The organism is Streptomyces sp. NPDC005181 (genome assembly GCF_040608395.1).
GTDB lineage: Bacteria > Actinomycetota > Actinomycetes > Streptomycetales > Streptomycetaceae > Streptomyces.
Genome location: NZ_JBEXID010000032.1, coordinates 60,007 through 85,360, shown reverse-complemented (window position 1 = coordinate 85,360; position 25,354 = coordinate 60,007). Strand labels below are relative to the sequence as shown.

At 70.4% G+C, this 25,354-nt stretch carries 19 protein-coding genes and 2 pseudogenes; 12 read left to right on the top strand and 9 right to left on the bottom strand.

What is annotated here, in order from left to right; translation table 11 throughout:
* Positions 1–50: 50 nt before the first annotated feature.
* Together ABZV38_RS21425 and ABZV38_RS21420 are read right to left on the bottom strand one after the other, a co-directional pair.
* On the bottom strand, positions 51–425 hold the full coding sequence (locus ABZV38_RS21425; protein WP_356329194.1) for a hypothetical protein: 375 nt from the start codon (positions 423–425) through the stop codon (positions 51–53).
* A 790-nt stretch (positions 426–1,215) separates the two neighbouring features.
* Positions 1,216–3,354 (bottom strand): plasmid pRiA4b ORF-3 family protein, encoded by a 2,139-nt coding sequence (locus ABZV38_RS21420; protein WP_356329193.1) that lies wholly within the window; start codon positions 3,352–3,354, stop codon positions 1,216–1,218.
* A 198-nt stretch (positions 3,355–3,552) separates the two neighbouring features.
* On the opposite strand from ABZV38_RS21420, the gene ABZV38_RS21415 reads away from it, so the two are divergent.
* From ABZV38_RS21415 to ssb, 4 genes and pseudogenes are all read left to right on the top strand, one after another.
* Complete coding sequence (locus ABZV38_RS21415) at positions 3,553–6,546, top strand: SNF2-related protein (RefSeq protein ID WP_356329191.1); 2,994 nt, start codon at positions 3,553–3,555, stop codon at positions 6,544–6,546.
* Complete coding sequence (locus tag ABZV38_RS21410) at positions 6,546–7,967, top strand: SWIM zinc finger family protein (protein WP_356329188.1); 1,422 nt, start codon at positions 6,546–6,548, stop codon at positions 7,965–7,967. Before ABZV38_RS21415 ends, ABZV38_RS21410 begins: the two co-directional genes overlap by 1 nt.
* Before the next feature lie 142 nt (positions 7,968–8,109).
* Positions 8,110–10,184: pseudogene (locus ABZV38_RS21405) on the top strand (AAA family ATPase).
* Between the two features lie 173 nt (positions 10,185–10,357).
* Entirely contained in the window at positions 10,358–10,831 is a 474-nt protein-coding gene (gene ssb, locus ABZV38_RS21400; protein WP_356329186.1) for a single-stranded DNA-binding protein, read from the top strand.
* A gap of 319 nt (positions 10,832–11,150) precedes the next feature.
* Here the strand turns inward: ssb and ABZV38_RS21395 are convergent, their stop codons facing one another.
* Complete coding sequence (locus ABZV38_RS21395; RefSeq protein ID WP_356329185.1) at positions 11,151–11,843, bottom strand: UPF0158 family protein; 693 nt, start codon at positions 11,841–11,843, stop codon at positions 11,151–11,153.
* A 540-nt stretch (positions 11,844–12,383) separates the two neighbouring features.
* Between ABZV38_RS21395 and ABZV38_RS21390 the strand changes: the two genes are divergently transcribed.
* Together ABZV38_RS21390 and ABZV38_RS21385 are read left to right on the top strand one after the other, a co-directional pair.
* A complete protein-coding gene (locus tag ABZV38_RS21390) occupies positions 12,384–12,791 on the top strand; it encodes a hypothetical protein (RefSeq protein WP_356329183.1) in 408 nt (135 codons plus the stop codon).
* Positions 12,776–13,699, top strand: a complete 924-nt coding sequence (locus ABZV38_RS21385) for a hypothetical protein (RefSeq protein WP_356329182.1) — start codon at positions 12,776–12,778, stop codon at positions 13,697–13,699. Before ABZV38_RS21390 ends, ABZV38_RS21385 begins: the two co-directional genes overlap by 16 nt.
* On the opposite strand, the gene ABZV38_RS21380 is transcribed toward ABZV38_RS21385, so the two are convergent.
* Positions 13,671–15,116: an NF041680 family putative transposase gene (locus ABZV38_RS21380; protein WP_356329180.1), complete on the bottom strand. Its 1,446-nt coding sequence runs from the start codon at positions 15,114–15,116 to the stop codon at positions 13,671–13,673. The two genes, ABZV38_RS21385 and ABZV38_RS21380, sit on opposite strands and share 29 nt — an antisense overlap.
* A gap of 398 nt (positions 15,117–15,514) precedes the next feature.
* Between ABZV38_RS21380 and ABZV38_RS21375 the strand changes: the two genes are divergently transcribed.
* Positions 15,515–16,309, top strand: coding sequence for an IS5 family transposase (locus ABZV38_RS21375; protein WP_356329178.1), 795 nt, complete (start codon positions 15,515–15,517; stop codon positions 16,307–16,309).
* Here ABZV38_RS21375 and ABZV38_RS21370 read toward each other — a convergent pair.
* Together ABZV38_RS21370 and ABZV38_RS21365 are read right to left on the bottom strand one after the other, a co-directional pair.
* On the bottom strand, positions 16,257–16,793 hold the full coding sequence (locus tag ABZV38_RS21370) for a hypothetical protein (RefSeq protein ID WP_356329176.1): 537 nt from the start codon (positions 16,791–16,793) through the stop codon (positions 16,257–16,259). The two genes, ABZV38_RS21375 and ABZV38_RS21370, sit on opposite strands and share 53 nt — an antisense overlap.
* A gap of 197 nt (positions 16,794–16,990) precedes the next feature.
* A pseudogene (locus ABZV38_RS21365) lies at positions 16,991–17,263 on the bottom strand (DUF6204 family protein); the annotation flags it as partial.
* Between the two features lie 213 nt (positions 17,264–17,476).
* On the opposite strand from ABZV38_RS21365, the gene ABZV38_RS21360 reads away from it, so the two are divergent.
* On the top strand, positions 17,477–19,447 hold the full coding sequence (locus tag ABZV38_RS21360) for a DUF5107 domain-containing protein (protein WP_356329175.1): 1,971 nt from the start codon (positions 17,477–17,479) through the stop codon (positions 19,445–19,447).
* Between the two features lie 28 nt (positions 19,448–19,475).
* Complete coding sequence (locus ABZV38_RS21355) at positions 19,476–20,018, top strand: AAA family ATPase (protein WP_356329173.1); 543 nt, start codon at positions 19,476–19,478, stop codon at positions 20,016–20,018.
* A gap of 27 nt (positions 20,019–20,045) precedes the next feature.
* Here ABZV38_RS21355 and ABZV38_RS21350 read toward each other — a convergent pair whose 3' ends face one another.
* The 3 genes from ABZV38_RS21350 to ABZV38_RS21340 form a co-directional block, all read right to left on the bottom strand.
* Complete coding sequence (locus ABZV38_RS21350; RefSeq protein ID WP_030971888.1) at positions 20,046–20,399, bottom strand: VOC family protein; 354 nt, start codon at positions 20,397–20,399, stop codon at positions 20,046–20,048.
* A 63-nt stretch (positions 20,400–20,462) separates the two neighbouring features.
* Complete coding sequence (locus ABZV38_RS21345) at positions 20,463–21,272, bottom strand: methyltransferase domain-containing protein (RefSeq protein WP_356329171.1); 810 nt, start codon at positions 21,270–21,272, stop codon at positions 20,463–20,465.
* Between the two features lie 115 nt (positions 21,273–21,387).
* Positions 21,388–22,893, bottom strand: coding sequence for a phosphatase PAP2 family protein (locus ABZV38_RS21340; protein WP_356329169.1), 1,506 nt, complete (start codon positions 22,891–22,893; stop codon positions 21,388–21,390).
* 81 nt (positions 22,894–22,974) lie between these two features.
* On the opposite strand from ABZV38_RS21340, the gene ABZV38_RS21335 reads away from it, so the two are divergent.
* The 3 genes from ABZV38_RS21335 to ABZV38_RS21325 all read left to right on the top strand — a co-directional run bounded on the left by ABZV38_RS21335 (position 22,975) and on the right by ABZV38_RS21325 (position 25,338).
* Positions 22,975–23,565 carry a TIGR03086 family metal-binding protein gene (locus ABZV38_RS21335; protein WP_356329167.1) on the top strand — a complete coding sequence of 197 codons (591 nt, stop codon included), beginning with the start codon at positions 22,975–22,977 and terminating at the stop codon, positions 23,563–23,565.
* A 151-nt stretch (positions 23,566–23,716) separates the two neighbouring features.
* Positions 23,717–24,490 carry an IclR family transcriptional regulator gene (locus ABZV38_RS21330; RefSeq protein ID WP_356329165.1) on the top strand — a complete coding sequence of 258 codons (774 nt, stop codon included), beginning with the start codon at positions 23,717–23,719 and terminating at the stop codon, positions 24,488–24,490.
* On the top strand, positions 24,487–25,338 hold the full coding sequence (locus ABZV38_RS21325) for an SMP-30/gluconolactonase/LRE family protein (protein WP_356329163.1): 852 nt from the start codon (positions 24,487–24,489) through the stop codon (positions 25,336–25,338). The genes ABZV38_RS21330 and ABZV38_RS21325 overlap by 4 nt, the downstream gene beginning before the upstream one ends.
* The last annotated feature ends 16 nt before the right edge of the window (positions 25,339–25,354 follow it).

Here is a 25,354-nt window from a genome sequence, read left to right as displayed (position 1 = left end):
GGGTTCTGTGCTGGGCATAAGAAACGGTTCTCCTGTCGTGCCCTCTCAGGCTAACCCGCAGAACGGGATGTCTCACCCAAGGCTGACAGAGAGGGGCCGGCGGCCGTGGCGAAGTCGGCGCTTACCCGGCCTCTCCCGTCGCCCTGGCGCTCCACGTCCGCGCCGAGGTATTGAAAGACCATGATGAGACGCTCCTCAACCTCAAGTGTGGCGGCCCAGGCGTCGAGGAAAGGCGCCAGGGTGGCCAGGGCCTCGTCCTCAGCCAGGTCCCCCGGTGGCACCGCGTCAAGCCGCGTCTCGTTCAGCTTCAGCGCCCAGCCGTCGACCTCGTAGGAGGCCGGAAAGGCGCCTTTCAGCCAGGTCAGTGGGTGCTGGTCGACCCACCTGACCGCGTAGTGCAGCGCTCGGACCCGGTCGCCCTCCATGGCCCTAGTGTCGCGCCGCCGCAGTGGCGGCGCACCTGAGCGGTCAGGCCAGCCAGTCGCTGGCCGACTGGTCGAGGAACAAACCCACCAGGGTGGTCGGGACGGCTAGGCTGGAGAAGGCTAGAGAGGCTCTCGCGGGAGCGATTCACTGGGAGCAGATGACCGCCCGCAGGAGGGTCTGTGGGAGGTGGACAACCCCGGTGTTCCGCCTCCTTGTCGCGTACGGTGCCCGTCTCGGTGGCCAGCCGGTGGCCGGACGCCTTTGGACGACGTGATACGAGGGAGCACAGAGCAACCAGACGCACGTGCTCTGATCAGGCAGAACGTCACTCAGCAGCACGACCAGGCACTAGGCAACACGAACGCTCACGGTCTCGTAATGCGTAGGTCTCGGGTTCGAATCCCGAAGGCGGCTCCATAGAGAACCCCAAGTCAAGCCTCTGGCCTGGGGTTTTTTGTTTTCGATGGTCTTGGAATCGACTCAGATCGGGCACTCATGGTCTGTGCACCGTAATGCGTAGGTCAGAGGTCTGGTTGCTGTGACGGCATGGACAAACTATGCCTCTGACCTGGTCTTTTGCCTGCCTGGGAGGGATGGGCCAGCCTTGCGCCGCAGGCCCCGGTGGACAGTCGTGCGGGCCCCCGCATCGGGGGCCCGCTGCCGCACCCTGGCCGACGTATGACATTCATCTGTCTCCGATGGGACGAACGGCGTCGCTTGGACTGTCGAGTGCTGACAGGTCTCACGTCCTGCTCTCGACCCGGCGCCGCAGCTTCAGCTCTATGATCTTCACTGTCGGCGCTGGGACCCGACCTTGGTCGCGGACTTGCGCAGCCGCTTGGCCAGCAGCTTGTCCCGGGCCTTCAGGTGTCGTCCGGCTGCTTCCAGGACGGCCCGGGTGGCGGGGTGGTCGCAGCGCCACAGATCGTCGGCAGCCAGCTCCAGGAGCGGCAGTACCGAGTCCCCTTCCTGGTCTAGGAACTCGGCAAGCGCCTCGTCGGCGACGCCGAGCGGACCCCATAGGTGGTCTATGAGCCACCAGAGCTGGAGTTCCGGGCCGTGTCCTTCAAGGGTCTCGCCTCGGCCGGCCAGCACGATCGCTGCGCTCTGGGCGCAGCCGGGGACTCGGGATGCTGCGGCTTTGCGTAGGACCGCGAGCGCCCTGGGTTCGTCGAGTTCTGCCAGTATCGGTGCCGCGCTTAGCCGGCGGAGGGCTGCGTCGGCTTCCAGTCCGGCGCAGGCGTCGATGAGTTGGACGGCGGCTGGGCCCTGGCCCCGGTGGCTGATCCAGGCGGTGATTTCTGCGTGGGCGGATTCCTGGTCGTAGTCGAGCAGGGCGTCGAGCAGGGTTGGGGCGTCGGCGTCGGCCAGTTCGCCGATCAGTGGAGCGGGGACTCCCTCGGCGAGCAGGTATTCGCGCAGGCCATGGCGTCCCAGCGGGGTGAGCCTGAGCCGGTTCCCGGGCAGAGGAGTGTCGTCGGCGGCCCCCTTGATGCCAAGGATGTCGAGGAGGATGTGGTCGCGGGGCTGGCCCGTCTCCGGAGCGGTCTCGACCTCCGCTGCCCGGTAGTCGGTGAGGACCAGGGCCGCCTGGTCGAGGATCTGCAGGAGCAGCAGTTCGATCAGCCGTGCCTCGCGTGTGGGGAGACCTTCGCGGAGTGCGCCGACGAGCAGTGCGGTGTCGAGCCATTCGCCGTCGGGAACCTCGTACAGTGCTCGCAGTACTACTGCTGCCAGGCCGGTGCCGTCTTCGCCCTGCATGCCCAGTGCGGCCAGCAGTGCTGGGGGCAGGCCGAGGGTTCCGAAGTCGTCCAGCTCGTCGAGTTCGGCCTCGAGTGCCTCGCACCAGAGGTCGAGCGCTCCCTCGTCTCCCGCTGCGGCGGGCAGGTCGGTTCCGGGGCGCGCGGTGCCTGAGCTGATCTCCACCAGGTCCGTGTCGAGGGTGAGCCGCCAGGGGTTGTCCAGGCAGGGCAGGTCGCCGGAGCTGCGCAGGTGGGCCAGCCGCTTCTCGCGTTCTGCAGGCGAGAGTGCGCTCAGTTCGTCGTCCAGGGACCACAGTTCGAGTTCCTCGACGGCCAGGCGGCCCAGTGCGGGCTTGAGTACGTCGCGGGAGGTGACGGCGCGCCCGTCCTGGCACCAGTGGGCCAGGCGGAGCGCGGAGGCGATCAGCGGCACCTGCCGTGCCGCGGCGGCGAGGTCAGCGCGCGGTGCCAGGGAGACCGGACGCACCGGGAGGAACTCGACGTCCAGGTCCTCGTCGTCGTGGATCTCACCGCAGGAGCAGCGGCGCCCGCCGGGGGCGGATCTGGCCGACCCGGCTGCTCGGACGTCCGTGGGCGGCTGAGGGTCGAGTCCGGCGAGTTCCCGGTCCAGGGCCTCGCGGTCGAAGTCGGCGGGGTCGAAGCCCTCCTCGCGCAGAGTTTCGACCAGGTCGGTCCACGGTTCGGGGGTCGGCGCGGTGCGGTCCGCGGCGGCGTCGAGTACGGCCTGTAGTCCCCAGGCGCCGCCGACGTCCTCGGCGTCGGGCATGGCGCGGCGTCCGCCGGTGCAGTGGACGCGACGCTCGCCGGTGGACGCGGGGAGGGTCTTCTCCAGGGTGATCTGGTGCCGCCAGTCGTCGCCGAAGTCGTAGGTGTACTCCAGCCGCCCGCCCTCGTAGGGCAGTACCTCGGCTACGGACGCGGACTCCTCGTCGAAGTCGCGGCCGGGATCGCGGTCCAGCGGGGAGTTGAAGTCGACGAACTGGCGGCCGGAGCCGGGTTCGGTGAAGGCATGCAGGTGCGAGTCGTGCCAGCCGAAGCAGGTTTGGACGATGTCGTGCAGGCGGCCGAGCGAGGTGTCGGCGGGCAGGGTGACCCGGCGCCAGATCGGTGGGCTGGTGTCCCGTAGGGCGATCTTCAACTGGTAGGTGGGCACGGGCTCGGTCACGGCGAAGGGTTCCCTCGATGCGGAGGCGGGTTCCGGCACCGGTGTGCGGCTGCGGCTGGACGCGGTGGGTGCCGGTGCCATCCTCTCGCATTCCGCCGAGTGGGCGAAGCCACTCTTGACACGTGCGGTCCGCCTGTGCGGATAGCCTTGGTCTGCTGAGGGCGCGTGGGACCCGCGCCGCCCCGAACGGGTGGAGGAGTGGGTGCTGTGGCGAAGGTCTACCTGTCGGCAGAGCCAGTGGCCCGGCCGGCGGGATCCGGCGGGGTGTCCGTGACCGAGTCGGCCGCGTTCACGTCGGCGGAGTCGGGTCGGGAGCGGTTGCTCGCCCGGCTGCCGGAACTCGCCGCGGGCGAGGCGGTGTTCCTCCCGGCTGATCCGCCCCGGTCGGGACGGGTGGCGTTCTGGACGTCCAGCGGCGAGCTGCCGGACCTCGGAGTGGAACCCGAGGAACTGACCGTAGTGCGTCCGCACGGCTCGTCCGTGCGCCGGGCCCGGGTGGTGGCCGTGCTGCTGCCGGTGGAGCAGGCGCTGCCGCTGTTGACCCGCTGCCGGGCACTCGGTGCGGACGGCAGCGGGCAGGCTTCGGCCGACAGCGCGCGCAGCAGCACGGCGTTCTGGGGTGCCGCGTCCGTGCTCGCTCTGGGCCTGCTGGCCCGGGGCCGGGTGCTGCCGGGTGTGTCCCCGGAGGGCTTCGACGCCTGGCGGGTCGGCCCGCTGGACGCCGAGGACCACGAACGGCTGGGCTCGCTGGCCGCCGCCATGCCCCCCGAGGCCCGCGCCGTCGCGGTCCCCGGCCTGTCCCCCCTCGCGCTCCCGGCGGCCGAGCCGCTGCTCCGGGCCTTCCTGGACGCTGTCGCCGACTCACTCACCCGCCCTCCGGCTGCCCGCCACGTGTCCGACGGGGCGGCGTTCGCCGTTCGCGCGCCGCAGTCCGTACCCGAGCAGCGCGCCTGGGCGGCGGAGGTCGCCGCGGGCCGCGACGCGGGCCTGGCAGTGTCTCTGCGACTGGAACTGGGACGGGCAGACTCGTTCCGGGCCGTGGTCCAACTGCGCAGCCTGGCCGATCCCACCGTCCTCGCCGACGCCGCGGACCTGTGGGCCGGGCGCGCCACGGCCCCTGAACTGTTCGGCCCGAGGGCCCAGGTGGACACGCTGCTGACGCTGCGCCGGGCCGCGCGCGCCTGGCCACCGGCCGGACGGCTGCTGGACGCGGCCGCCCCCACCGGCATCGACGTGTCCGACGAGGAGGCCCAGGCGTTGCTCGGCGCCGCCGCCGAGAGCCTGTCCGCGGCCGGGGTCACCGTGCACTGGCCCAAGGAGCTGGTCCGCGAGCTCACCGCGGACGGGGTCCTGGAACCCGCACGCCGCAAGGGGACACAGTCTTCGGCCGAGTCCTTCCTGTCCTCAGGCGGCCTGCTGGACTTCCGCTGGCGGGTCGCGCTCGGCGACCAGGAACTCACCGAGGAGGAACTCGAACGCCTCGTCCAGGCACACCGCCCGATCGTAAGACTGCGCGACCAGTGGGTGGTCGTGGACCCGGACCTGGTCCGCCGCCTGCGACGGGCCGCGCAGTCCAGGAAGCCCTTGCTGACCGCGATCGACGCCCTCGGCGCCGCGCTGACCGGCAGCGTCGAGGTGGACGGCGAACAGGTGCAGGTCACCGCAGGCGGCGCACTGGAGGAACTGCGCTCCCGGATCGCCGACCCCGAGGCCGACACAACCACAGGCACCGGTGCCGCGCGCAAGCCCCATGGACCACCGAAAGCCCTCGCCGCGACCCTGCGCGACTACCAGGTGCGCGGACTGAACTGGCTGCACCGGATGACCTCGCTCGGCCTGGGCGGCTGCCTCGCCGACGACATGGGCCTGGGCAAGACCGTCACCCTGATCGCACTCCACCTGCGCCGCCAGGAACGAAAGGCCACCGCAGGACCGACCCTGGTGGTCTGCCCCGCCTCCCTGCTCGGCAACTGGGAGCGCGAGATCCAGCGCTTCGCGCCCACCGCACCCGTGCGCCGGTTCCACGGCCCCGGCCGCGACCTGGAGGGACTCGACGACGGAGCCAAGGGCGGCTTCGTCCTGACCACCTACGGCACTATGCGCCGCGACGCCGAGCGCCTCGCGCAACAGCCCTGGGGACTGCTCGTCGCCGACGAGGCCCAGCACGTCAAGAACCCGCACGCGCACACCGCCCAGGCGCTGCGGGCCATCCCCTCGCTGGGGCGGGTCGCGCTGACCGGCACCCCGGTCGAGAATAACCTGTCCGAACTGTGGTCACTGCTCGACTGGACCACCCCGGGCCTGCTCGGAACGCTCACCTCCTTCCGCGACCGCTACGCCAAGGCCGTCGAGGGCGACCGCGACGAACAGGCCGCCGCACGACTCGCGGCGCTGGTGCGCCCCTTCTTGCTGCGTCGGCGCAAGTCCGACCCGGGCATCGCGCCCGAACTGCCGCCGAAGACCGAGACCGACCAGCCGGTCTCACTGACGAAGGAACAGGTCTCGCTCTACGAAGCACTGGTGCGCGAACTCATGGCCGAGATCGAGGAGAAGCAGGGCATCGCCCGGCGCGGCCTGGTGATGAAACTGCTCACCGGTCTCAAGCAGGTCTGCAACCACCCCGCGCAGTTCCTGAAGGAGCCGGCGAACGCGAAGCTGCCGGGCCGCTCGGGAAAACTGGAACTGCTGGACGAACTCCTGGACACCGTCCTGGCCGAGGACGGATCGGCCCTGGTCTTCACCCAGTACGTGGCCATGGGCCGGCTGATCGAACGCCATCTGGCCGACCGCGGCGTCGAGAGCCTGTTCCTGCACGGCGGCACCACCGTCAAACGCCGCGAGGAGATGGTCGACGCCTTCCAGTCCGGCGAGAAGAAAGTGTTCCTGCTATCCCTCAAAGCCGCCGGAACCGGCCTGAACCTCACCCGGGCCGGGCACGTCATCCACTACGACCGCTGGTGGAACCCGGCCGTGGAGGACCAGGCTACCGACCGCGCCTACCGCATCGGACAGACCCAGCCGGTACAGGTGCACAAACTGATCGCGGAAGGCACCGTGGAGGACCGGGTCGCCGAGATGCTCCGACAGAAGCGGGAACTGGCCGACTCGGTGCTCGGTAGCGGTGAGGCGGCGTTCAGCGAACTGAGCGACAGTGAACTGGCCGAACTAGTCACGTTGCGAAAGACAGGATGATGAGCAGGCACACCCCGTCCCGCAAGGGCCCCGCCCGTACCTTCGAGGCACTCCCGCCGACCAAGGGCAGCCGCGCGCCCTTCGCCGAGTCCTGGTGGGGCCGCGAGTGGCTGCGCGCCCTGGAGGAGTCCTCCCTGGACTCCGGTCGCCTGCAGCGCGGACGGACCTACGCGCGCGGCGGCGCGGTCGGCCAGGTCACCGTCGCCCCCGGTTCCGCCGCCGCCCCGGTGCAGGGCAGCCGCCGCACCCCCTACCGTGCCACCGTGCTGGTCGAGCAGCTGACGAACCGACAGTGGGACCAACTGCTCGACATGATCGCCGAGCGGGCCGCCAACATCGCCGCCCTGCTCGACGGCGAGATGCCCGCCGCTCTCGCCGACGACGCCGCAGCCGCCGGCGTCCCGCTCCTGCCCGGCCCCCGCGACCTCGACCCCGAGTGCAGCTGCCCCGACTGGGGCTACCCCTGCAAACACGCCGCCGCCCTGTGCTACCAGCTCGCCCGACTCCTGGACCGCGACCCCTTTGTGCTGCTGCTCCTGCGGGGCCGTGGCGAGCGGGAGCTGATGGACGAGCTCGGCCGCCGCAACACCGCCCGCGCCGCCGCCGAATCCGCAGCGTATGCGGCAACCGCAGGCGCGGCCCCGGTTGCACCCCCGGCCCGGGCCGGGGACCCCGCAGCAGCCGCCTTCGCCTCCCGCACAGAACTGCCGCCCCTGCCCGCGCCACCTCCGCTGCCCGAACGGCCCGGCCGCGGCCCCGCGCTGGTGGACACAGCCGTCCCGGAACCCGGCGTGGACCCGGCCGCACTCGAACTCCTCGCCGCCGACGCCGCGACGCGCGCCCACCACCTGCTCGCCGCGGCCCTCGGCACCCATCACGCCGACACCGCCCCACCCCCGCCGCTCACCGAATGGCAGGACGCCGCCCGCCTCGCCGCCACCCACCCCACCACGGAGGTCCTCGCCCGGATCTCCACGAACTGCGGCCGCACCCCCAGCGAACTCGCAGCCGCCACCCGTGCCTGGCGCCACGGCGGCGCGGCATCCCTGGAGGTCCTTGACGAAGCATGGACTCCGCCCGCGGCAGTGCTGGAGCGCGCCCGCACCACGTTGAAGGACGACTGGCCCGATGACACCCCGCTGCCGCGCCTGCGGACATGGCGCAACCGCTGGACCATCGAGGGCCACGGCGCGCAGCTTCGATACGGCCGCGACGGCCGCTGGTATCCGTACACGAAAGATGGCACGACATGGTGGCCGGCTGGACCTCCCGATCCTGACCCAGCCATCGTGCTGACGAGTGTGCTGCAACCAGAGGCCTCCCGGGCGCCGACTCGGCCGCTGACACCGCCGCGGGTTCCCGAAGATCAGCAGGCCCTGTCCAAGCCCCGCGTGCGCCGGACCCCGCCCCGGCCTGCGTGAGCGGCCGTGGGCCGAACGCGTCGGCCCGTACCGAATCGATGACGTGCGGGAAGGGACGTCTTGCGGCGGACCTGTCGAGTAGCACGGTGCGGGTGGGTAGCGTAGATCCCAGGGTGCCGTGGGCACGGGATGGAAGTAGGGGATGGGTGCGAGTGCACCGCAGACACCACAGCGGCAACTCGCCGAGGTGGAGGGGGTGCTGGAGCGCATCACCTACGCGAACGAGGAGACCGTCTATACGGTGGCCCGGGTCGACACCGGGCGCGGCGCGAACGATCTCTTGACGGTGGTCGGGGCGCTGCTCGGCGCGCAGCCGGGTGAGTCGCTGCGGCTCCATGGGCGGTGGGGGTCGCACCCGCAGTACGGCAAGCAGTTCACGGTGGAGAACTGCACCAGCGTGCTGCCGGCCACGGTCCAGGGCATCCGACGGTACCTGGGGTCGGGGCTGATCAAGAGAATCGGTCTGCAGGGCGTCGGCGTCTCCACCTCGCTCGCGGTGCGGATCTTCAAGAAGTACGGCGACAGCTCGATCGGGGTGGTCAAGAACGAGCCCTACCGGCTCGCCACCGACGTCTGGGGCATCGGCTTCCTGACCGCCGACAAGATCGCCCAGTCGGTCGGTATCCCGCACGACAGCCCGGAGCGGGTCAAGGCGGGCCTGCAGTACGCGCTCTCGCAGAGCACCGACCAGGGCAACTGCTTCCTTCCCGAGGAGCGCCTGATCGCCGACGGCGCGAAACTCCTGCAGGTCGATGTCGGCCTGGTCATCGACTGCCTGGCCGAGCTCGTCACCGAGGACGGCGTGGTCCGCGAAAGCGTGCCCGGCCCGGCCGGGGAGCCGATCACGGCTGTATACCTGGTGCCCTTCCACCGTGCCGAGATCTCCCTGGCAAACCAACTGCTCAGACTCCTGCGGACCGACACCGACAAGATGCCCGCCTTCGGCAGCCGCAGCGACACGCCGGTCGACTGGACGAAGGCGCTGAGTTGGCTGGCGCGCCAGACCGGTGCGGAACTGGCACCGGAGCAGCAGGAGGCAGTGAAACTGGCGCTGACCGAGAAAGTCGCGGTCCTGACAGGCGGTCCGGGCTGCGGCAAATCGTTCACGGTGAAGTCGATCGTGACACTCGCCCTGGCGAAGAAAGCGAAGGTGGTCCTCGCCGCGCCGACCGGCCGGGCGGCGAAGCGACTGTCGGAACTCACCGGGGCCCCGGCCTCTACCGTCCACCGCCTGCTGGAGCTGCGGCCCGGCGGCGACGCAGCCTACGACCGCGACCGGCCACTGGAAGCAGACCTGGTGGTCGTGGACGAGGCATCGATGCTGGACCTGATCCTGGCGAACAAGCTGACCAAAGCGGTCGCGCCCGGCGCCCATCTGCTGTTTGTCGGGGACGTTGACCAACTGCCCTCGGTCGGCGCGGGCGAGGTGCTGCGCGACATGCTCGCCACCCACAGCCCGATCCCCTCGGTACGGCTGACCAAGATCTTCCGACGGGCTCAGCAGTCCGGGGTGGTGACCAACGCCCACCGGATCAACCAGGGCCTTCCCCCGCTGACAGACGGCCTGCCCGACTTCTTCCTCTTCGTGGAGGACGACACCGACAACGCGGCCGGCCTCACCGTCGATGTGGCGGCCAGGCGGGTCCCGCAGAAATTCGGCCTCGACCCGCGCCGCGACATCCAGGTGCTGGCCCCCATGCACCGCGGCCCGGCCGGCGCGGGCAACCTCAACACACTCCTGCAGGCCGCCGTCACGCCCGCCCGGGAAGGACTGCCGGAACGACGATTCGGCGGCCGGACGTTCCGGGTGGGCGACAAGGTCACCCAGATCCGCAACAACTACGAGAAGGGACAGAACGGCGTCTTCAACGGCACCGTCGGCGTGGTCACCGCGCTGAGCACAGACGAGCAGAAGATCACCGTGCTGACCGACGAGGACGAGGAGATCGGCTACGACTTCGACGAACTGGACGAGCTCGCGCACGCCTATGCCTCACCATCCACCGGTCGCAGGGAAGCGAGTACCCGGCTGTGGTGATCCCCGTCACTACCTCGGCGTGGACCATGCTCCAACGCAACCTCCTCTACACCGCCGTGACCAGAGCAAAGAAACTCGTCGTTCTCGTCGGCTCGCGCAAGGCCCTGGGTCAGGCGGTCCGCACGGTCAGCGCCGGCCGGCGGCACACCGCACTCGACCACCGGCTGACCACCGGATGACCAGCCCCGCCGCAGGCAACAGAGCCGCCGTCACTCCCGGGCCTCCGCCAGCCGATCCTCGAGGCAGAACTCACACGCAACCGGTTCAGGTCCGAGGGGTGCCCTGGCATCTACAGCCTGCCGAGATGTCGGTGGGATGTGCGAGGCTTCCCACTATGCGAAATGACTTGCCAATGACCTTGATCGGGAACCTGGTTGAGGACCCGGAGCTGCGCTTCACCCCCAACGGTGTGCCGGTAGCCCGGTTCACCGTGGCATCCACCCCCAGGACATTCGACCGCGAAGCGAACGCCTGGCAGGACGGGGAAACCACGTTCCTGGACTGCACCGCTTGGCGGCAGCTGGCGGAGAACCTGACAGAGTCCCTCTCCAAGGGCGCCCGCGTGGTCGTCGCTGGACGGCTGCGCACCGACCGGTGGGAGACCCCGGAGGGTGAGAAGCGCTCACGGATGGTGCTCGACGTTGACGACGTCGGCGCATCGATGACCTTCGCCACCGTCACGATTACCCGTACCGGTCGCTCTGTGCCGCCACGTGACACTGCACCAGACGACCCGTGGGCCACCGCCAGCCGCGCACGGCCAGTTCCGACAGATTCTGACACTGTATCCGCGAGCGCCAACACCTCAGCGGAACCACCTTTCTGAACGGCCGCTAGGGACAGTGGAGTGGCCCCGTGTGGTGTGAAACCGGCCATTGGGCCCACCTTGCCAGCACGCACCTGACGATCCGCCAACAACTCTGCGAGTCCTTCACCCTTGATGTGGTGTGGATGTCTGTCGAGAGCAGAAACCAATGTTGCGCAGCCATACTCCACCTGCTCGCCCGTCAACCGCTCCTCGGTGATCGGGTGCCCAACCTCGCCTTCCACAATGTTGGCTATCAGCGGCGCAGTTGTGCAGTCGGCAAGACCGGCATCCTTCCGAACCGCTTCGGGGCGTCCGGAATCGAGAACCCGCTCACTTGTCAGGGGCGAGCCGCTGCGTGGTAGCCGCGTCCGGCAAGCCACGCCCGTGCCCGGCCACGCTGGCGCTCCTCAGCGAACAAGTAGAACCGACGCTGCTCGTCCTCGCAGCGAGCCAGTACAGCCTTGAACCGGCCGAAGGCTCCCCGGCCCGCGATCGCGATCTCCAGGCGATCCGCAAAGTCGGTATCACCGACAGTGGAAATGAACAGCTCCATGTCCCGGTAGCCGTCCCTGGAGCCCTCGCACCACACCGGCAGCCACCGGTTGGGGTCTTCATCATCCTCTCCCTCATCGAAGTCAACTTGCCGAGGCCAGCACTCGCCAGTGACCAGGTCGATACGACCACCACCGAAGGCCGGGTCGCCTTCCAGCAACCCGGAGAGCTCGTCCAATTCGACACGCAGTGGCCTGAGTAGCGGCACCGGGCCTCGGCCCAGAGCGGCTTCCAGCTGCTCTGCAAGGTCCTCATCCCCCTCCCAGCCCCGCGCCGCGAGGGTCGCGATGCACTGCTCGGCCAGTTCCGCCGCCCCCGGTACTCGACCCACCACCGCATCAGCCACAGAATCCCCTACCAGCTGCAGGACCTCAGTCAGCGGCTGCCCCGACAGCAGTTCAATAAGCATCAGCCCGTCACCAGCTTGCCGCGCGGCCCGGAATTTCCGCAGGGTGCCCTCGCTCAGCGTCTCTGTCACGGAGGCAAAGGTAGACCCGCGCCCGACAGGACAGCCATCAACGAGGCTTGGCATGACTTCGACACCTCGCTGCGGCATGCGCAGCCGGTGGCCTCGCGCCTGCGGTGATGATGAGACTCGTGGGCACGAACACGGTCTCGCCACGGGGGCTGGCGTTGCTGGTGGACGGTCTGCGCTGGGACAAGCGCCGCCACCCCTACCGCGGGCGGAGCGAATAGCAGCGTATGGTGCGCCAGGTACTGGAGGCCGTGACCGGGATCGTGGAGGCAGGCCAGGCCAGCGCGGCCGTGCGGATGCTGCGAACTGCTGTGATCGAGCCACCCGCGCGCTGACATACCTGGACGGCTCCTCCAGCATCTTCGGCGATGCGCCCCAGGAACTCACCGTCCTCGAGCAGTACCGCAGGATCGCCCCCGCCTTGGTGGACAGCGACTGTGCGGCCAAGGCCATCAGCTGGGCCCGGCGTGGGCTCGCCGACCACCCGGGGTAACCCGTACAGCGACAAGCTGCGCGACCCGGTAGTTGACCTGTTCCTGAACGATGTCCAACCAGCCGCCGCGCTCGACGAGCGCACCACCGAAGTTCAACCGGGACCAGGTTGTCGCCACCATCAGCGCCCTTGCCGTCACCTGTGACCGCGCAAACGATACGGGCCAACTGGCCCCTGCTCTCGACAAACTGTGCGCCCTCGTCACCACCGACCCAGACTGCCTGCGCGAACTCGTCCTGGCCACCGTAGGCCGGGACGAGGCGGCGTGGTCCGCCACCGCCCACCCCCAGCAGGTCGGGCCGCAGCTGCTCCAGGGCCTCATCGAGCAGCGCGAAGCCGGGCATCGCGCTGACGTGCGTGCCCCCTCACGCCAGTATTCTCGCCGCAGCATCGCGCCCGGACGGGAACTCCCGTCCGTGGGAGGATCGGCAGGTGGACCAGAGTGCGGCGGACGGTGACGGCGTTGGTGGCGGACAAGGCGATGGCACAGCGCCTGCTGGGCTGGCTGGTGCCCGACGGCGACCCGCTCGTCGCGCTCTCGGCGGCCGCGGTCGAACGCTTCTGCTGGTACGAGCTGCCCTGCAAGTGGCAGGCTGACACACCTGAGCAGCAACGGGCCGTCGCCGTCCTGGCCGACCTGCTGGCCGGAGTCGGCCGCGTTCGGGCCGCCACGGTGTGCACGAGCACGACCACCGCTCAGGTACTGGCGGCCTGGGGGCGCTCCAAGGAGGCGGGCCTCGCGGCCTACCGCAATGCTGCGGCGGTCTCTCCCACGACCCCGCCGGACGTAGTTGAGCTGAGCTGGGGTCAGGTCATGGGCGTCCAGGAAGCGCTGGCCCGTGCCAACCTCGAACGTCGACTGGAGCAGGCCCTGGACGAGGGCGAGCTCGACCCGGACGCGCGTACCTTCCCGGCCGCGCGTCGACGGCTCGTCCAGCACTGGCTCACCACGGCGCAGCCCGTGTTCGAGGACCGCGCTCCGCTGGAGGCCGTCCGCCGCGAACGGCGCGAGTTGTGGGCCGCGGCGCCCCCGACTGAGCGCCGCGCTCTGCTCGCCGCCGTCTTGCCTGCCCTGGAGGAGTCGGCCGCGGCACCCGGGGACACGGCTGAGCCGCTGCGGTGGCTGCTGGGGCAGATCGGTGACGGCGTCACCCTGACCCAGGCCGGCTACCTGCCACGGGAACTGGTGGTTGCCGCGTTCGCCCGCTACCCGCACTGGTACCCGATCGGCAAGGGGCCGCGCTCGGAGGCGGACCTGTACCAGTTGGCCGAGCTGCACGAACTCCCCCGTACCCAGCGACTGGCGATCAAGCGCCATCGCACGCTTAGCTTGGCGTTTAACGTCGCTGTGCCTTGTGTTCCTTGATCGACTCGGCGCGTTTGGCCGTCTTGCCGACGTCGTGGCGCTTGGGACGGTGCTCGTTCTTCGACCCGGCAGGCCTGCCGGGTCCCGGCCGGGACGGTTTCGGCGCGGTCGCCGGACGGGCCGTGGTCGCGCGGACGTTGCGAAACCCCCGCCGCACCCGGGCGGGGGTGAGGCGGCGGGGCTCGGCCGGTCGCTCCCAGGGCCGGCGAAGGTCCTCGGCAAGGGACCGGGCCAGGCGGAGCTGGGTGTGGGCGGCGATGATCAGCCAGGTCCACAGGTCGGCGGTGTCCGCGTGACGGACCTTCGGGGCCGTCCAGCCGAGGGTCTGTTTCATGAGCCGGAAGGTGTGCTCCAGATCGAATCTGCGGAGGAACGACTGCCACCAGTACTCCACGTCCGCCGGTGTGGCGGCGGTGGCCGAGCACCACAGCCAGACCGGTTTCGGGTCGCGGTCGCCCGGCAGGCGCTCGACCTTCAGGCGGATCAACGTACCGTGCAGGATGGGCAGTTCCTCTTCCGCATGGTCCAGCCAGGGGCCGCGGTGGGCGAGCCGGGGGTGCATCCGGTCCCAGGCTCTGGCCTCCGCCTTGCCGTAGCGGGTGGTGTCCGTGACCGTGGTGACCTCGGGTTCGTGCCAGGAGTCGGGCTTGGCGAGGGTCAGGACGCCGCCGTGCCGACGCGGCCGGCCGCCCTTCGGCCCGGAGCGGGCGGGGCCGGGGTCACGGAGCATGACGCGGTCCGAGCGCAGGCGTCCTACCAGGACGACGGGCAGGTCCGCCAGGGCGTGGGAGAGGTAGGCGACGTCGTAGCCGGAGTCCATGACGATCCAGATCTCCGGATCACCAGCCTGCCACTGGCCGGCCTGCATCAACCTCGTGACCACACCTCGCAGTTGGGCGGCAGTGATGGCGGTCGCGTCGTCCGCCGGCCCCAGGCGCACGGCGTCCAGCAACGCGACCCACGAGGTCCGGCCGGTCTCCAGGGCTGCGACGAAGGAGTACGGCCAGCCGGGCACGAGCTGATCCGTCTTGCGGTCGCCGCGCCCGTAGACGTGGCAGAACAGCCTCTCGTCGCTGGTCGGAGCGTCCGGGCGAAGCCAGTTGCTCACATCCACGGCCAGCACGATGCGCCCGTCGGCTGCCTTCGGCAGCGGCAGCCCGGTCAGCGTGCGGCGCAACCGCGTCGGCTCCAGCCAGCCCCGGTCCAATGCGGCGTACAGGGCGCCGTGCCCGCGCCGGTGCTCGACCGCCAACGACAGCTCGACCAGGGTCTTCACCGGTCCGTCCGTGCACAGCACCGCGTCCGTGAGTTCGAAGAGCGCGTCCGCTCGGGCGTAGAGGCATTCGTGGAACTCGACCCGAAAGCGGGACAAGGTACCCAACGCGTCACCTGCGGGCGCGTCGAAGGGGAGACTCATGAGCAGCGGCCGTTCTCTCGTGCTTCGTTACTTGACATCTCGAAGCGTGGAGAACGGCCGCCTCCGCTGTCCCGGGAAGAACCGCAGATCAGCAGGTCGGGTGACCTGCGACGTTAAACGCCAAGCTGAGAAGCCGTTGTCGTACCGATCATGGAACGTGCAGGTCGAACAAGGTTCCTGGTCGGGTGATCTTGCGGTGGTGCGGACATGAAGGCGGGGCCTCTTGGTAGCTCGGGGGTGCGAACCTAACCGAGCGGCCCAAGGAGGCCCCGTTGTCGTTGTTGTACACGTCCGCTCCCGTTGGCTTCAACTCGTCCGTCGTGTCGTGCGATTGCCTCGCGCACGTGTACGGCAACGCGGCTGATCATCCGGACCGAGTGCGCCGGTATCCCTCGGACATGACGGACGAGGAGTGGACGGCGGTGCGATCGCTGTTGCCCACCCCGGCCTGGCTGGAGGGCCGTGGTGGGCAGCCCGAGGGTTACTGCCACCGCCAGATGCTCGACGCGATCCGCTACCTGGTCGCGGGCGGGATCGCCTGGCGGTCGATGCCGGTGGACTTCCCCGCCTGGGACCGGGTCTACGCCTTCTTCCGCCGCTGGCGTGAGCACGGGCTGATCGCCGAGTTCCAAGACCGGCTGCGCGCACGGGTCCGCGAGCGCGAGGGCCGCGAGGCGGAACCGACGGCCGGGATCATCGACGCGCAGTCGGTGAAGGGGGCCGCTTCGGTGCCCGCCGTCTCACGCGGATACGACGGCGGCAAGAAGATCAACGGCCGCAAGCGCCATATTGTTACAGATTGTCTCGGCCTGCTCCTGGTCGTCGCAGTGACCGCCGCGAACGTGGGCGACCGGGAGGCGGCCGTGCCCCTGCTTCTGCGGCTGCGTCGGCTGCACCGGGAGATCACCCTGGTCTGGGCGGACGGCGGCTACACCGGCTCGATCGTCGACTGGTGCCGTCAGAGACTCGCCTTCGCCCTCGAAGTCGTCAAACGCACTGACGACATGGAGGGGTTCGTGGTGCTGCCGAGACGCTGGGTGGTAGAGCGCACGCTGGCGTGGTTGATGCACTCACGCCGTTTGTGCCGGGACTACGAGACCCTGACCGCGACCAGCGAGGCGATGATCCTGTTCTCGATGATCACGCGGATGAGCCGCCGACTGGCCCGGCCACGAGCCGACGGCCGGCACTGAACGCCCCCGACGCCTCCTGGAGCAACCACCCGCGCTCGCCCAGGCGTTTCGCCTTCGACCGCACTCCCTCGACCTTCGCCGCCACCGTCACCTCGATCCCGAGGGCCGCCGCGATGTCCTTGGCCCGCACCGGCTCGTGGCCCGGCCGGTCCTGAAGCACGTTCAGGATCCGCTGGTTGTCCAGCGAGAGCACCGACACCGACAGTCCCTCCCGCCAGGGCGGCACGATCGCTCCCGGCACCGACGCGGACACCGGCACAGGAGCAGGCACTTCCTCGCCTTCGGCCTCCGCCGCGGCGGTGGTCGCTTCAGCAGACGCGGCCAGGGCGTCGACGAGCTCCTCGCGCGCGATCACCCGCCGGTCCAACTCGATCTCAGCGGCCTCCAGCGCCGCGGCCATACGGGCCGCCTCGTCCCGCAGGTCCTCCACCCGCTCGCGGGCAGCCGATTCCCGCGCCTCCAGCAACCCCAGCATCGACGCCATCGCACACCCCTCGACGATCAAGCGGAAACAGAACGTCGAGACCATCCCTCACCCCGACCGAAACCATGCCTGAACAGCAGGAACTCAACGATCACATCCGGTTCAACAACGGCTTCTGAAGGTAGTCGAAGGCGTGGAGCCAGGTGCTGATGCGCGTCGCCTCGGCGCTGTCCCGGGCCGAGTGGATCATCTCGTACGTAGCCGTACCCGTGCTCCTTCAGCGTCGTCTCCGCCCGGTCCTCGGCGATCGCGGATGCCATCTCTTCGCCGTCCTCGGCGTCCGACACGACCACGTACCGGAAGCTGAAGTGCTTGAGCACCCTGTCGTAGGTGAGCGAGCCCTCCTCGGTGAACTGCATCGCCTCCAGTCCGTGCTGCTCCACCTCGGCCAGCAGACGGGCGCGGGCCTCGTCCGTGAGGCCCTCCCAGGTCCCGCGCACGATCACTCGGTAGGTGTGCTGGGTGCTCATCCTGCTCTGCCGCCTCTGTCTCATGAACCGTTGAGGATGAAGGCTACGACGGCGAGGACGGGACGCACGCGGAATATTGCCGCCGTCGACGCCCGTCGCTGCCTTTGCCGAAGACTGACGGCGACGCCTCTGGTCGGGGCGGCTTCGAGAGTGTTCCATGGTCATCGGGGGCGCCCGGACCTGCGGCGGCCCGTGTGAGGGAGCGAGGTTGCCTTGGCCACCACCGTACGACGTGCCGTACTGACTCTGCCCGCCGCACCGCTGGGCCCGGAGAATCCGTTGCCCGCGCTGCGGCCACTCGACGAGATGCATGTCGTCGACGACCGAGACCGGGCCGGGCTGCCGCGCGACATGGCGCGGCAGATCGGCTACGAGCCGCTGGCCACCGTCCTGCCGGTGCGAATTCTCGACGGGTACGGGCGCGAGCGGACCCCCACCGGCCTGGACGCGATCGTCATGGAGAACGACCGGCTCCGGGCCACCGTCCTGCCCGGACTCGGTGGGCGGATCCACTCCCTCCACCACAAGCCGACCGGCCGCGAGCTGCTCTATACCAACCCCGTCCTGCAGCCCGCCGACTTCGCTCTCAACGGCGCCTGGTTCTCCGGCGGCATCGAGTGGAACATCGGCGCGACCGGCCACACCACACTGTCCTGTGCCCCGGTGCACGCTGCCCGCGTTCCCGCACCCGACGGCGGTGAAATGGTCCGCCTCTGGGAGTGGGAGCGGCTGCGCGACCTGCCGTTCCAGGTGGACCTGTGGCTGCCGGAGGAGTCCGACTTCCTCCATGTCGGGGTACGGATACGCAACCCGCACGAGCACACCGCGCCCGTCTACTGGTGGTCCAACATCGCCGTCCCCGAGAGCGCACGGACCCGGGTCCTGGCCCCCGCGGACGAGGCCTGGCACTTCGGTTACGAGCGGACCCTGACCCGGGTCCCCGTACCGGAGACCGGTTCCGTCGACCGTACGTACCCGCTGCGCAGCGACTTCCCCGCCGACTACTTCTACGAGGTGCCCGACGGCACCCGCCGCTGGATCGCCTCGCTCGACGAGGACGGTCACGGACTCGTCCAGACCTCCACCGACCTGCTGCGCGGCCGCAAGCTCTTCCTCTGGGGCAGCGGGCCCGGCGGACGCCGGTGGCAGCAGTGGCTCACCGAACCCGGCACCGTCGGCTACGCGGAGATCCAGGCCGGACTTGCCCGCACTCAGCTGGAGCACATCCCGCTGGAACCCGGCGCCGAGTTCAGCTGGCTGGAGTCGTACGGACCGCTGAGCGCCGACCCCGGTGCCGTGCACGGCGACGACTGGGCCGCGGCCCGAGCCGAGACCGAACAGCGCCTCGCCGTAGCCCTGCCGCGCGCCGACGTCGACGCCGCGTACGCGGCCTGGCGCCCGCACGCCGACACCGAGCCCGGCGAGTCCCTCGCCACCGGCTCCGGCTGGGGCGCCCTCGAAGTCCGGCGCGGCAAGTACCGGCTCCCGGGCACACCGTTCGCCGAGTCGACCCTCGGCGAACAGCAGGCACCCTGGCTGGACCTGCTCGAGCAGGGCGCCTTCCCCGAGCCGCGGCGTGTGACGCCCCCCGGCCCCTCGCTCGTCTCCGCGCACTGGCGCGACATGCTGGAGACGGCATCGGCCGAGCCGCTCACCGAGTACCACCTCGGCGTCGCCCAGTGGCACGCCGGCGACCACGCCCAGGCGGTCCGCAGCTGGGAGCGTGGTCTGGCCCTCGCCCCGTCCCGCTGGCCGCTGCTGCGCTGCCTGGCCGTCGCCGCCCAGGAGGGTGGCCAGCCGGACAGGGCCGCCGACCACTACGCCGAGGCGTTCGAGGACCTCTGCGCGGAACGCCGTGACGACGGCGAAGCCTGGACTGCCGCCACCACGGCTCTCGGCCGTGAGGCGATCGAGGCACTGCTGGCGGCCGGGCGGACCGACCTGGCCCGCACGGTCTGGGCCGGGCTGCGCCCGGCGATCCGGCAGCGCGGCCGCTTCCGCCTGCTGGAGGCCCGACTCCTGCTCGCCGAGGGTGACCGTGCGGCGGCCCGTGCCGTCTTCGACCAGGGCTTCGAGGTCGCGGACCTGCGGGAGGGGGCGGAGATCCTGGACGAGGTCTGGTCGGCGCTCACCGACGAGCCGCTGCCCGACGCGTACAACTACCGGATGCGTCCGAAGAGTTGACCGGGAACGCCGAGGAGAGGAGTAACGCGTGATCGTCTGGGTGAACGGGGCGTTCGGCAGCGGCAAGACCACGCTGGTGGCCGAACTGCACCGGCGGTGGCCCGAGGCACTCGTCTACGACCCCGAGCGGATCGGTTACGTCCTGCGGGACATCGTGGAGGTACCGAACGGCAATTTCCAGCATCTGCCGCTATGGCGACGGCAGGTCGCCTCGATGGCCGTCGGGCTGGTCGAGGAGTACGGGCGGCCCGTCCTGGCCCCGATGACCGTCGTCCATCCGCAGTATGCGGACGAGATCTTCGGGGCCCTGGAGGCAGCCGGAGTGCTGGTCCATCACTTCTTCCTCGAGGTGTCCGCCGACGTCCTGGAGCAGCGGCTCGACGCCCGGGTCGTCGCCCCGGGCGACCCCGAACGCGACGAGGGCGCCCGGCGCTGGGGCAAGGCGCAGATCCCGCAGTGTGTCGCCGCGGTCGACACCCTGCGGGCCGGGACCGTGCTCCTGGACGGCGAACGGCCGACGCGCGAACTGGCGGACGAGGTGCTGGCGCACGTGGGCGCGCAGTCGCGGTAGCGGTCGCCTCGACCGGAACCTGCCGGATCAGGCCGGCAGGTTCCGGTCGACGTACTCGAAGACCGAGCCGTCCGGGTGGACCGCGATCAGGTTCCGGCCGACCGGAGTCGGCACAGGTCCCGCGAGGATCCGGGCGCCGACGCGGGTGAGTGACTCATGCGCGTCGTCGACGTTCTTCACCGCGATCGTCGCCGTCACCTTGCGCAGGATCTCCAGCTCCGACTCGGGGCCGCTCATCAGCAGAAAGCAGCTGATCGCGGCGACCGAGACTCCGCCGCGCTCGAAGCGCAGCGCCGGACTGGCCGTGAGGTCCTCGTAGAAGGCCACCGCGGCCTCCAGGTCGTCGACGCAGATGCGCAGCGTGGTTCCCAGAATTTCCATGCGGACAAGGGTAGTTGGCGGGTCCCTGCGCTGTGATCGATTCCGGTGGCGGGCCTGGTGACGTCAGGCGCGGCAGAGCACTTCGCCGTGCGGGACCATGAACCATGCGTCGTCCTGCTCGCCCCAGGTGCGCCAGGCCGCTGCGATGTCGGCCAGCTGCTCGGTGGTCGCATGGCCATCGTCCACGGCCAGCTTCGCGTACACCGAGTCGACCGTACGGTCCGCCCACAGACCGCTCCACCAGGCGCGGTTCTCCGGCGTGGCGAAGCACCAGGCGGCGGCGGACGGGGTGATGTCGGTGAAGCCGGCCTGCCGGGCCCAGGAGAGCAGCCGCCGGCCCGCGTCCGGCTCGCCGCCATTGGCGCTGGCCACCCGCCCGTACAGCTCCTGCCACGCGTCCATGACCGGCACTTCCGGGTACCAGGTCATCGCCGCGTAGTCGCTGTCGCGGGCCGCGACGATGCCGCCGGGGCGGCAGACCCGCCGCATTTCGCGCAGCGCCTGCACCGGGTCGCCCACATGCTGCAGCACCTGGTGGGCGTGCACGACGTCGAAGGAGTCGTCGGGGAATTCCAGGGCGTGCACATCGGCGGTGGTGAACTCGACGTTGTCCAGGCCGCGTTCAGCAGCCACCTCGGCGGCCTGGTCCAGGATCTCCCGGGCGGTGTCGACGGCGGTGACCCGGCCGGGGGCGACCAGCGCCGCCAGATCCGCGGTGATGGTGCCGGGACCGCAGCCGACGTCCAGCACCGCCATGCCGGGCCGGAGTTCGCCGGTCAGATAGGCCGCGGAGTTGGCGGCCGTGCGCCGGCGGTGCGAGCGCAGCACCGACTCGTGGTGGCCGTGCGTGTAGACGGCGGTCTCCTTCGGCATGGCTGTGCGTCCTCTCTCGGAGCGTGATGCGAAGCGCTGAGCGATGCATCAATGGTACGTCGAGATGTCGGATTGTGAGATAGGCGTCTTGATCTATGGACTCCGACTCGATGGCTCACACCGGCATAGGGCAGTAGACGGTCAGCGCCTCCGGTAGCTTGTCGATCAGCAACTCCCTTTGACTGTGCGCTACTTCGCCGTCATACGCGTAGGGCGTCCCCGGGGTCAGGCCGGCGATCCGGACACTCCGAAGCCGTACCGCCGCATGAACGGGGGAGCGGGTCAACGGACCCGCAACCGCAGCGGCAAGGAGGCGAAGGGCGGGTGTGCGGCCGCCGTGCACCACCCGGACGTCCAGCAGTCCGTCCGCGAGGTTGTGGCGCCGGCCCGGTGCCGGGCCCACCCGCCGGAACAGGCCGTTGCCCACGAACAGCAGCCACAACGGCCGCCGCTCCCCCTGCAGTTCGGCCTCAAGCGGGCGCTCCCCGCGCAGCACATGGAGCGCCGCCACGACGCCTGCCGGCCAGCCGCCGATGCGCGGTGCCCAGTGCTCACGGGTCCGCACCAGTTCCGGATAGGCGCCCAGACTGAAGGCGTTGAGGAAATATCCGTGCGCGCCGGCCGGTCCGTCCGGCCCCGGCCGGAAGCGGCCCAGATCCACCCGTACCGCATCGCCCGCGGTCAGCGCGGCACACACATCGTCGACCGTCTCGATGCCCAGGTCGTAAGCGAAGTGGTTGAGGGTTCCGCCCGGGAACACCGCGAGCGGCACACCGTGCGCGGCGGCGACGGCAGCGGCGCTGTTGACCGTGCCGTCGCCCCCGCAGATCCCGAGCGCACGGGCCTGTCCGGCGGCCTTCTCCAGTTCGGCGGAGAGCTCGCCGGGCGCGCACTCCACCACCTCGGCGAGCGGCAGCGCATCCCGAACCAGCGAGGCCGTGGCCGTCGCCGAGCCGGACTCCTGATTGACGACGACCATCAGGCCCCGGCCGCCCGGCAGGGCGGGCGCCTGGGTGTGCGCTCTGCCCGGCGCGGGCAGCTGTCCTCGTGTCGGTACGACACCGCGCAGCGCGAACGCGGCTCCTATGCCGAGTGCCGCACCGGCCAGCACATCACTCGGATAGTGGACCCCCGTATAGACCCGGGAGGCGGCGACGGCCAGCGCGAGCGGGGCGACCGCCGCACCCCAGCCCTTCGATTCGAGAGCGACCCCCGTCGCGAAGGCCGCCGCCGACGCGGCATGCCCGGAGGGGAAGGACGTGGTGAACGGCTGGCGCGCGAGCCGCCGAATCACCGGTACGGCGTCCAGTACCGGCCGTTCCCTGCGCACCGCACCCTTCCCCACGGTGTTGATCGCGGCCGAGGCCACGGCCAGCGAGACCACCCCGCGCAGCGCAGCGCGCCGGGCCCGGGCGCTGCTGCCGAGGGCCGCCATGCCCGCCGCGGCTCCGAACCACAGCAGCCCGTGATCGGCGCTGCGGCTCAGGCGTGGCAGTACGGTGTCGGCGCCCGGCCAGTGTCGGCCGGCCACGCTCCGGAACACGGCGAGATCGCGACGGTGCAGCCAGCTGCGCAGTCCGGTGGACGAGGGGACGGAGGATGCGTTGCTCGGAGACGACATGGGACTGCGGATACCCTTTTCGGTCATGCCGAAGCAGCGGGCGCGCTCGCGCGCGGGTCTCCGGACGGAGACAGTGGTCACATGGCATCTCACTCCTCCTCCGCCCGCGACCTGCTCGACCGCCACGCCGAGGCGCTCCAGCTCTTCACGGACCGGGTGCATGCCGTGCGTGCCGACCAGTGGTCCGCATCGACGCCCTGCACCGAGTGGTCCGTCCGTGATCTGGTCACCCACCTCACGTCCGAGCAGCTGTGGGTCCCGCCGCTGGTGACGCAGGGCCGTACCGTCGCCGAGGTCGGTGACGCCTTCGACGGCGATGTGCTGGGCGACGACCCCGTCGCCGTGTGGGACCGGGCGGCGGCAGGGGCCCGCAAGGCGTTCGCGGCCCCCGGGGCGCTGAAACGGACCGTGCATCTCTCGTACGGGGAGAGCGCCGCCGACGCCTACTGTGCGCAGATGGTGAGCGACGCGGTGGTGCACACCTGGGACCTCTCCCGGGCGATCGGCGCCGACGAACGGCTGCCGGAGGATCTTGTCGAGCTCACCCGGCGCGAGGTCGGGCCGTACGCGAAGGGTCTGTCGCAGACCGGCCTGTTCGCCCCGCCCGTCAAGACCGGGAAGGGCGCCGACCCGCAGACCGAACTGCTCGCACTCCTCGGCCGACGGGTCTGACAAAGAGGCGATACACGGGAGATATTGCCGCACCGGCGGGGCGCTGAGGGCGGGTCGGCGGCATTGCCGTGACAAGTGCGCTACGACTAGCCTGTGTTCGCGATTCCGGCCAATGGTCGGAGTGTCGAACGCGAGAGGTGGGTGCACAACCATGGGGCGACTCGTCCCTGCGGTGACCAGAGCCCTGGACGTACTCGAACTCTTCCTCCACGGCGACGGAACACTCTCCGCGCCCGAGGTCACCCGCAGACTCCAGCTGCCGCGCACCACCGTTCACGAGCTGCTGACCACTCTCGCTGCCCGCTCGTACCTGGTGGCGCTCCCGGACCAGCCCGGCCGCTACCGCCTCGGAGTCCGCACCTATCAGCTCGGCAGCCGGTACGCCGAGCAGCTCGACCTCGCCGCCGAGGGACAGCAGGTGGCCCGTGAGGTCGCCGAGACCTGCGGCGAGACGGTTCATGTGGCGATCCTGGAGGACACCGACGTCATCTATGTCGCCAAGGTGGATTCCACCCATGCGGTACGGATGGTCTCGGCGGCCGGACGCAGGCTGCCCGCCCACTGCACCTCCGTCGGCAAGATGCTGCTCGCCACCCTGCCCGACCGGGAGCTCGATGCCCGGCTCGACGGCCGTGAACTGACCGGCATGACCCCCAACAGCATCACGGACCCTGCCGAGTTGCGGACCGTGCTCCGCGGTGTGCGGGAGCGGGGCATCGCGGTGGAGCACCGTGAGTCCAATCCGGATGTGAGCTGTGTGGCGGCTCCGGTACGGGACCGCGCGGGCCGGGTCGTTGCCGCGCTCTCCATCTCCGTACCGATGATCCGCTGGAGCGAGAAGCGCGAGAAGGAGCTGGCGGTCCTCGCGGCCGACGGTGCCGACGCCCTCTCCGCCCGCCTCGGACACCACCGGAGGGAGCAGTGAGCAGGATACGCATCGACGTGGCCGTACGGGAGCACGCCGAGCTCGGCGAGGGCCCGACCTGGGACCCGGCGACCGGCCGGCTGATCTGGGTCGACATCCTCTCCGCCCGCGTCCACACGTACGCCCCGGCGAGCGGTCGCCGCACGGTCATGGCCACCGAGCAGCATGTCGGAGCGGCGAAGCCGCGTGTGGGCGGCGGTCTGGTCGTCAATCTGCGCGACGGAATCGGCCTCTACGACCCCGACGGCGCCTTCCGCTGGCTGGTGCACGACCCCGAACCCGGGCGGCGTGGCAACGATGCGGCCGTGGCGCCCGACGGGGCACTGTGGGCGGGCACCATGCGCTACAACGAGGCGGAGATCGGCGGCAGCCTCGCCCGCATCGCACCCGACGGCACGGTCACCCCGGTGCTGCCCGTGGTGGCCTGCAGCAATGGCATCGGGTGGAGCCCGGACGGGCGGCTCATGTACTACATCGACACGCCCACGCGCCGCATCGACGTCTTCGACTTCGACGGCCGACAGTCCCTGAACCGACGGCCGTTCGCGACGGTCGAGGAGGGTGCGGGCTTCCCCGACGGGCTGACGGTCGACGCCGACGGATGCGTATGGGTCGCCCTGTGGGACGGAGGAGCGCTGCGCCGCTACACCGCCGACGGCGCGCTGGACCGGACCGTCGCACTGCCGGTGCGGCGCCCGACGGCCTGCGCCTTCGGCGGTACGGACCTGCGCGACCTGTACATCTCCACGGCCCGGACGGGGCTCGCCGCCCCGCACCCGCTGTCCGGTTCGCTGTTGGTACTGCCGGGTGCGGGGCAAGGGATGCCGGGGACGGCCTTCGCGGGCTGAACGGGGCGGGGGAGGG

Bases quoted from the DNA above. Each gene is read 5' to 3' on its own strand.
- ABZV38_RS21425 (WP_356329194.1), bottom strand. From the start codon at position 425: ATGGAGGGCGACCGGGTCCGAGCGCTGCACTACGCGGTCAGGTGGGTC.
- ABZV38_RS21410 (WP_356329188.1), top strand. From the start codon at position 6,546: ATGAGCAGGCACACCCCGTCCCGCAAGGGCCCCGCCCGTACCTTCGAG.
- ssb (WP_356329186.1), top strand. From the start codon at position 10,358: ATGACCTTGATCGGGAACCTGGTTGAGGACCCGGAGCTGCGCTTCACC.
- ABZV38_RS21390 (WP_356329183.1), top strand. From the start codon at position 12,384: ATGTCCAACCAGCCGCCGCGCTCGACGAGCGCACCACCGAAGTTCAAC.
- ABZV38_RS21380 (WP_356329180.1), bottom strand. From the start codon at position 15,116: ATGAGTCTCCCCTTCGACGCGCCCGCAGGTGACGCGTTGGGTACCTTG.
- ABZV38_RS21375 (WP_356329178.1), top strand. From the start codon at position 15,515: ATGACGGACGAGGAGTGGACGGCGGTGCGATCGCTGTTGCCCACCCCG.
- ABZV38_RS21370 (WP_356329176.1), bottom strand. From the start codon at position 16,793: ATGGCGTCGATGCTGGGGTTGCTGGAGGCGCGGGAATCGGCTGCCCGC.
- ABZV38_RS21350 (WP_030971888.1), bottom strand. From the start codon at position 20,399: ATGGAAATTCTGGGAACCACGCTGCGCATCTGCGTCGACGACCTGGAG.
- ABZV38_RS21345 (WP_356329171.1), bottom strand. From the start codon at position 21,272: ATGCCGAAGGAGACCGCCGTCTACACGCACGGCCACCACGAGTCGGTG.
- ABZV38_RS21340 (WP_356329169.1), bottom strand. From the start codon at position 22,893: ATGTCGTCTCCGAGCAACGCATCCTCCGTCCCCTCGTCCACCGGACTG.
- ABZV38_RS21335 (WP_356329167.1), top strand. From the start codon at position 22,975: ATGGCATCTCACTCCTCCTCCGCCCGCGACCTGCTCGACCGCCACGCC.
- ABZV38_RS21330 (WP_356329165.1), top strand. From the start codon at position 23,717: ATGGGGCGACTCGTCCCTGCGGTGACCAGAGCCCTGGACGTACTCGAA.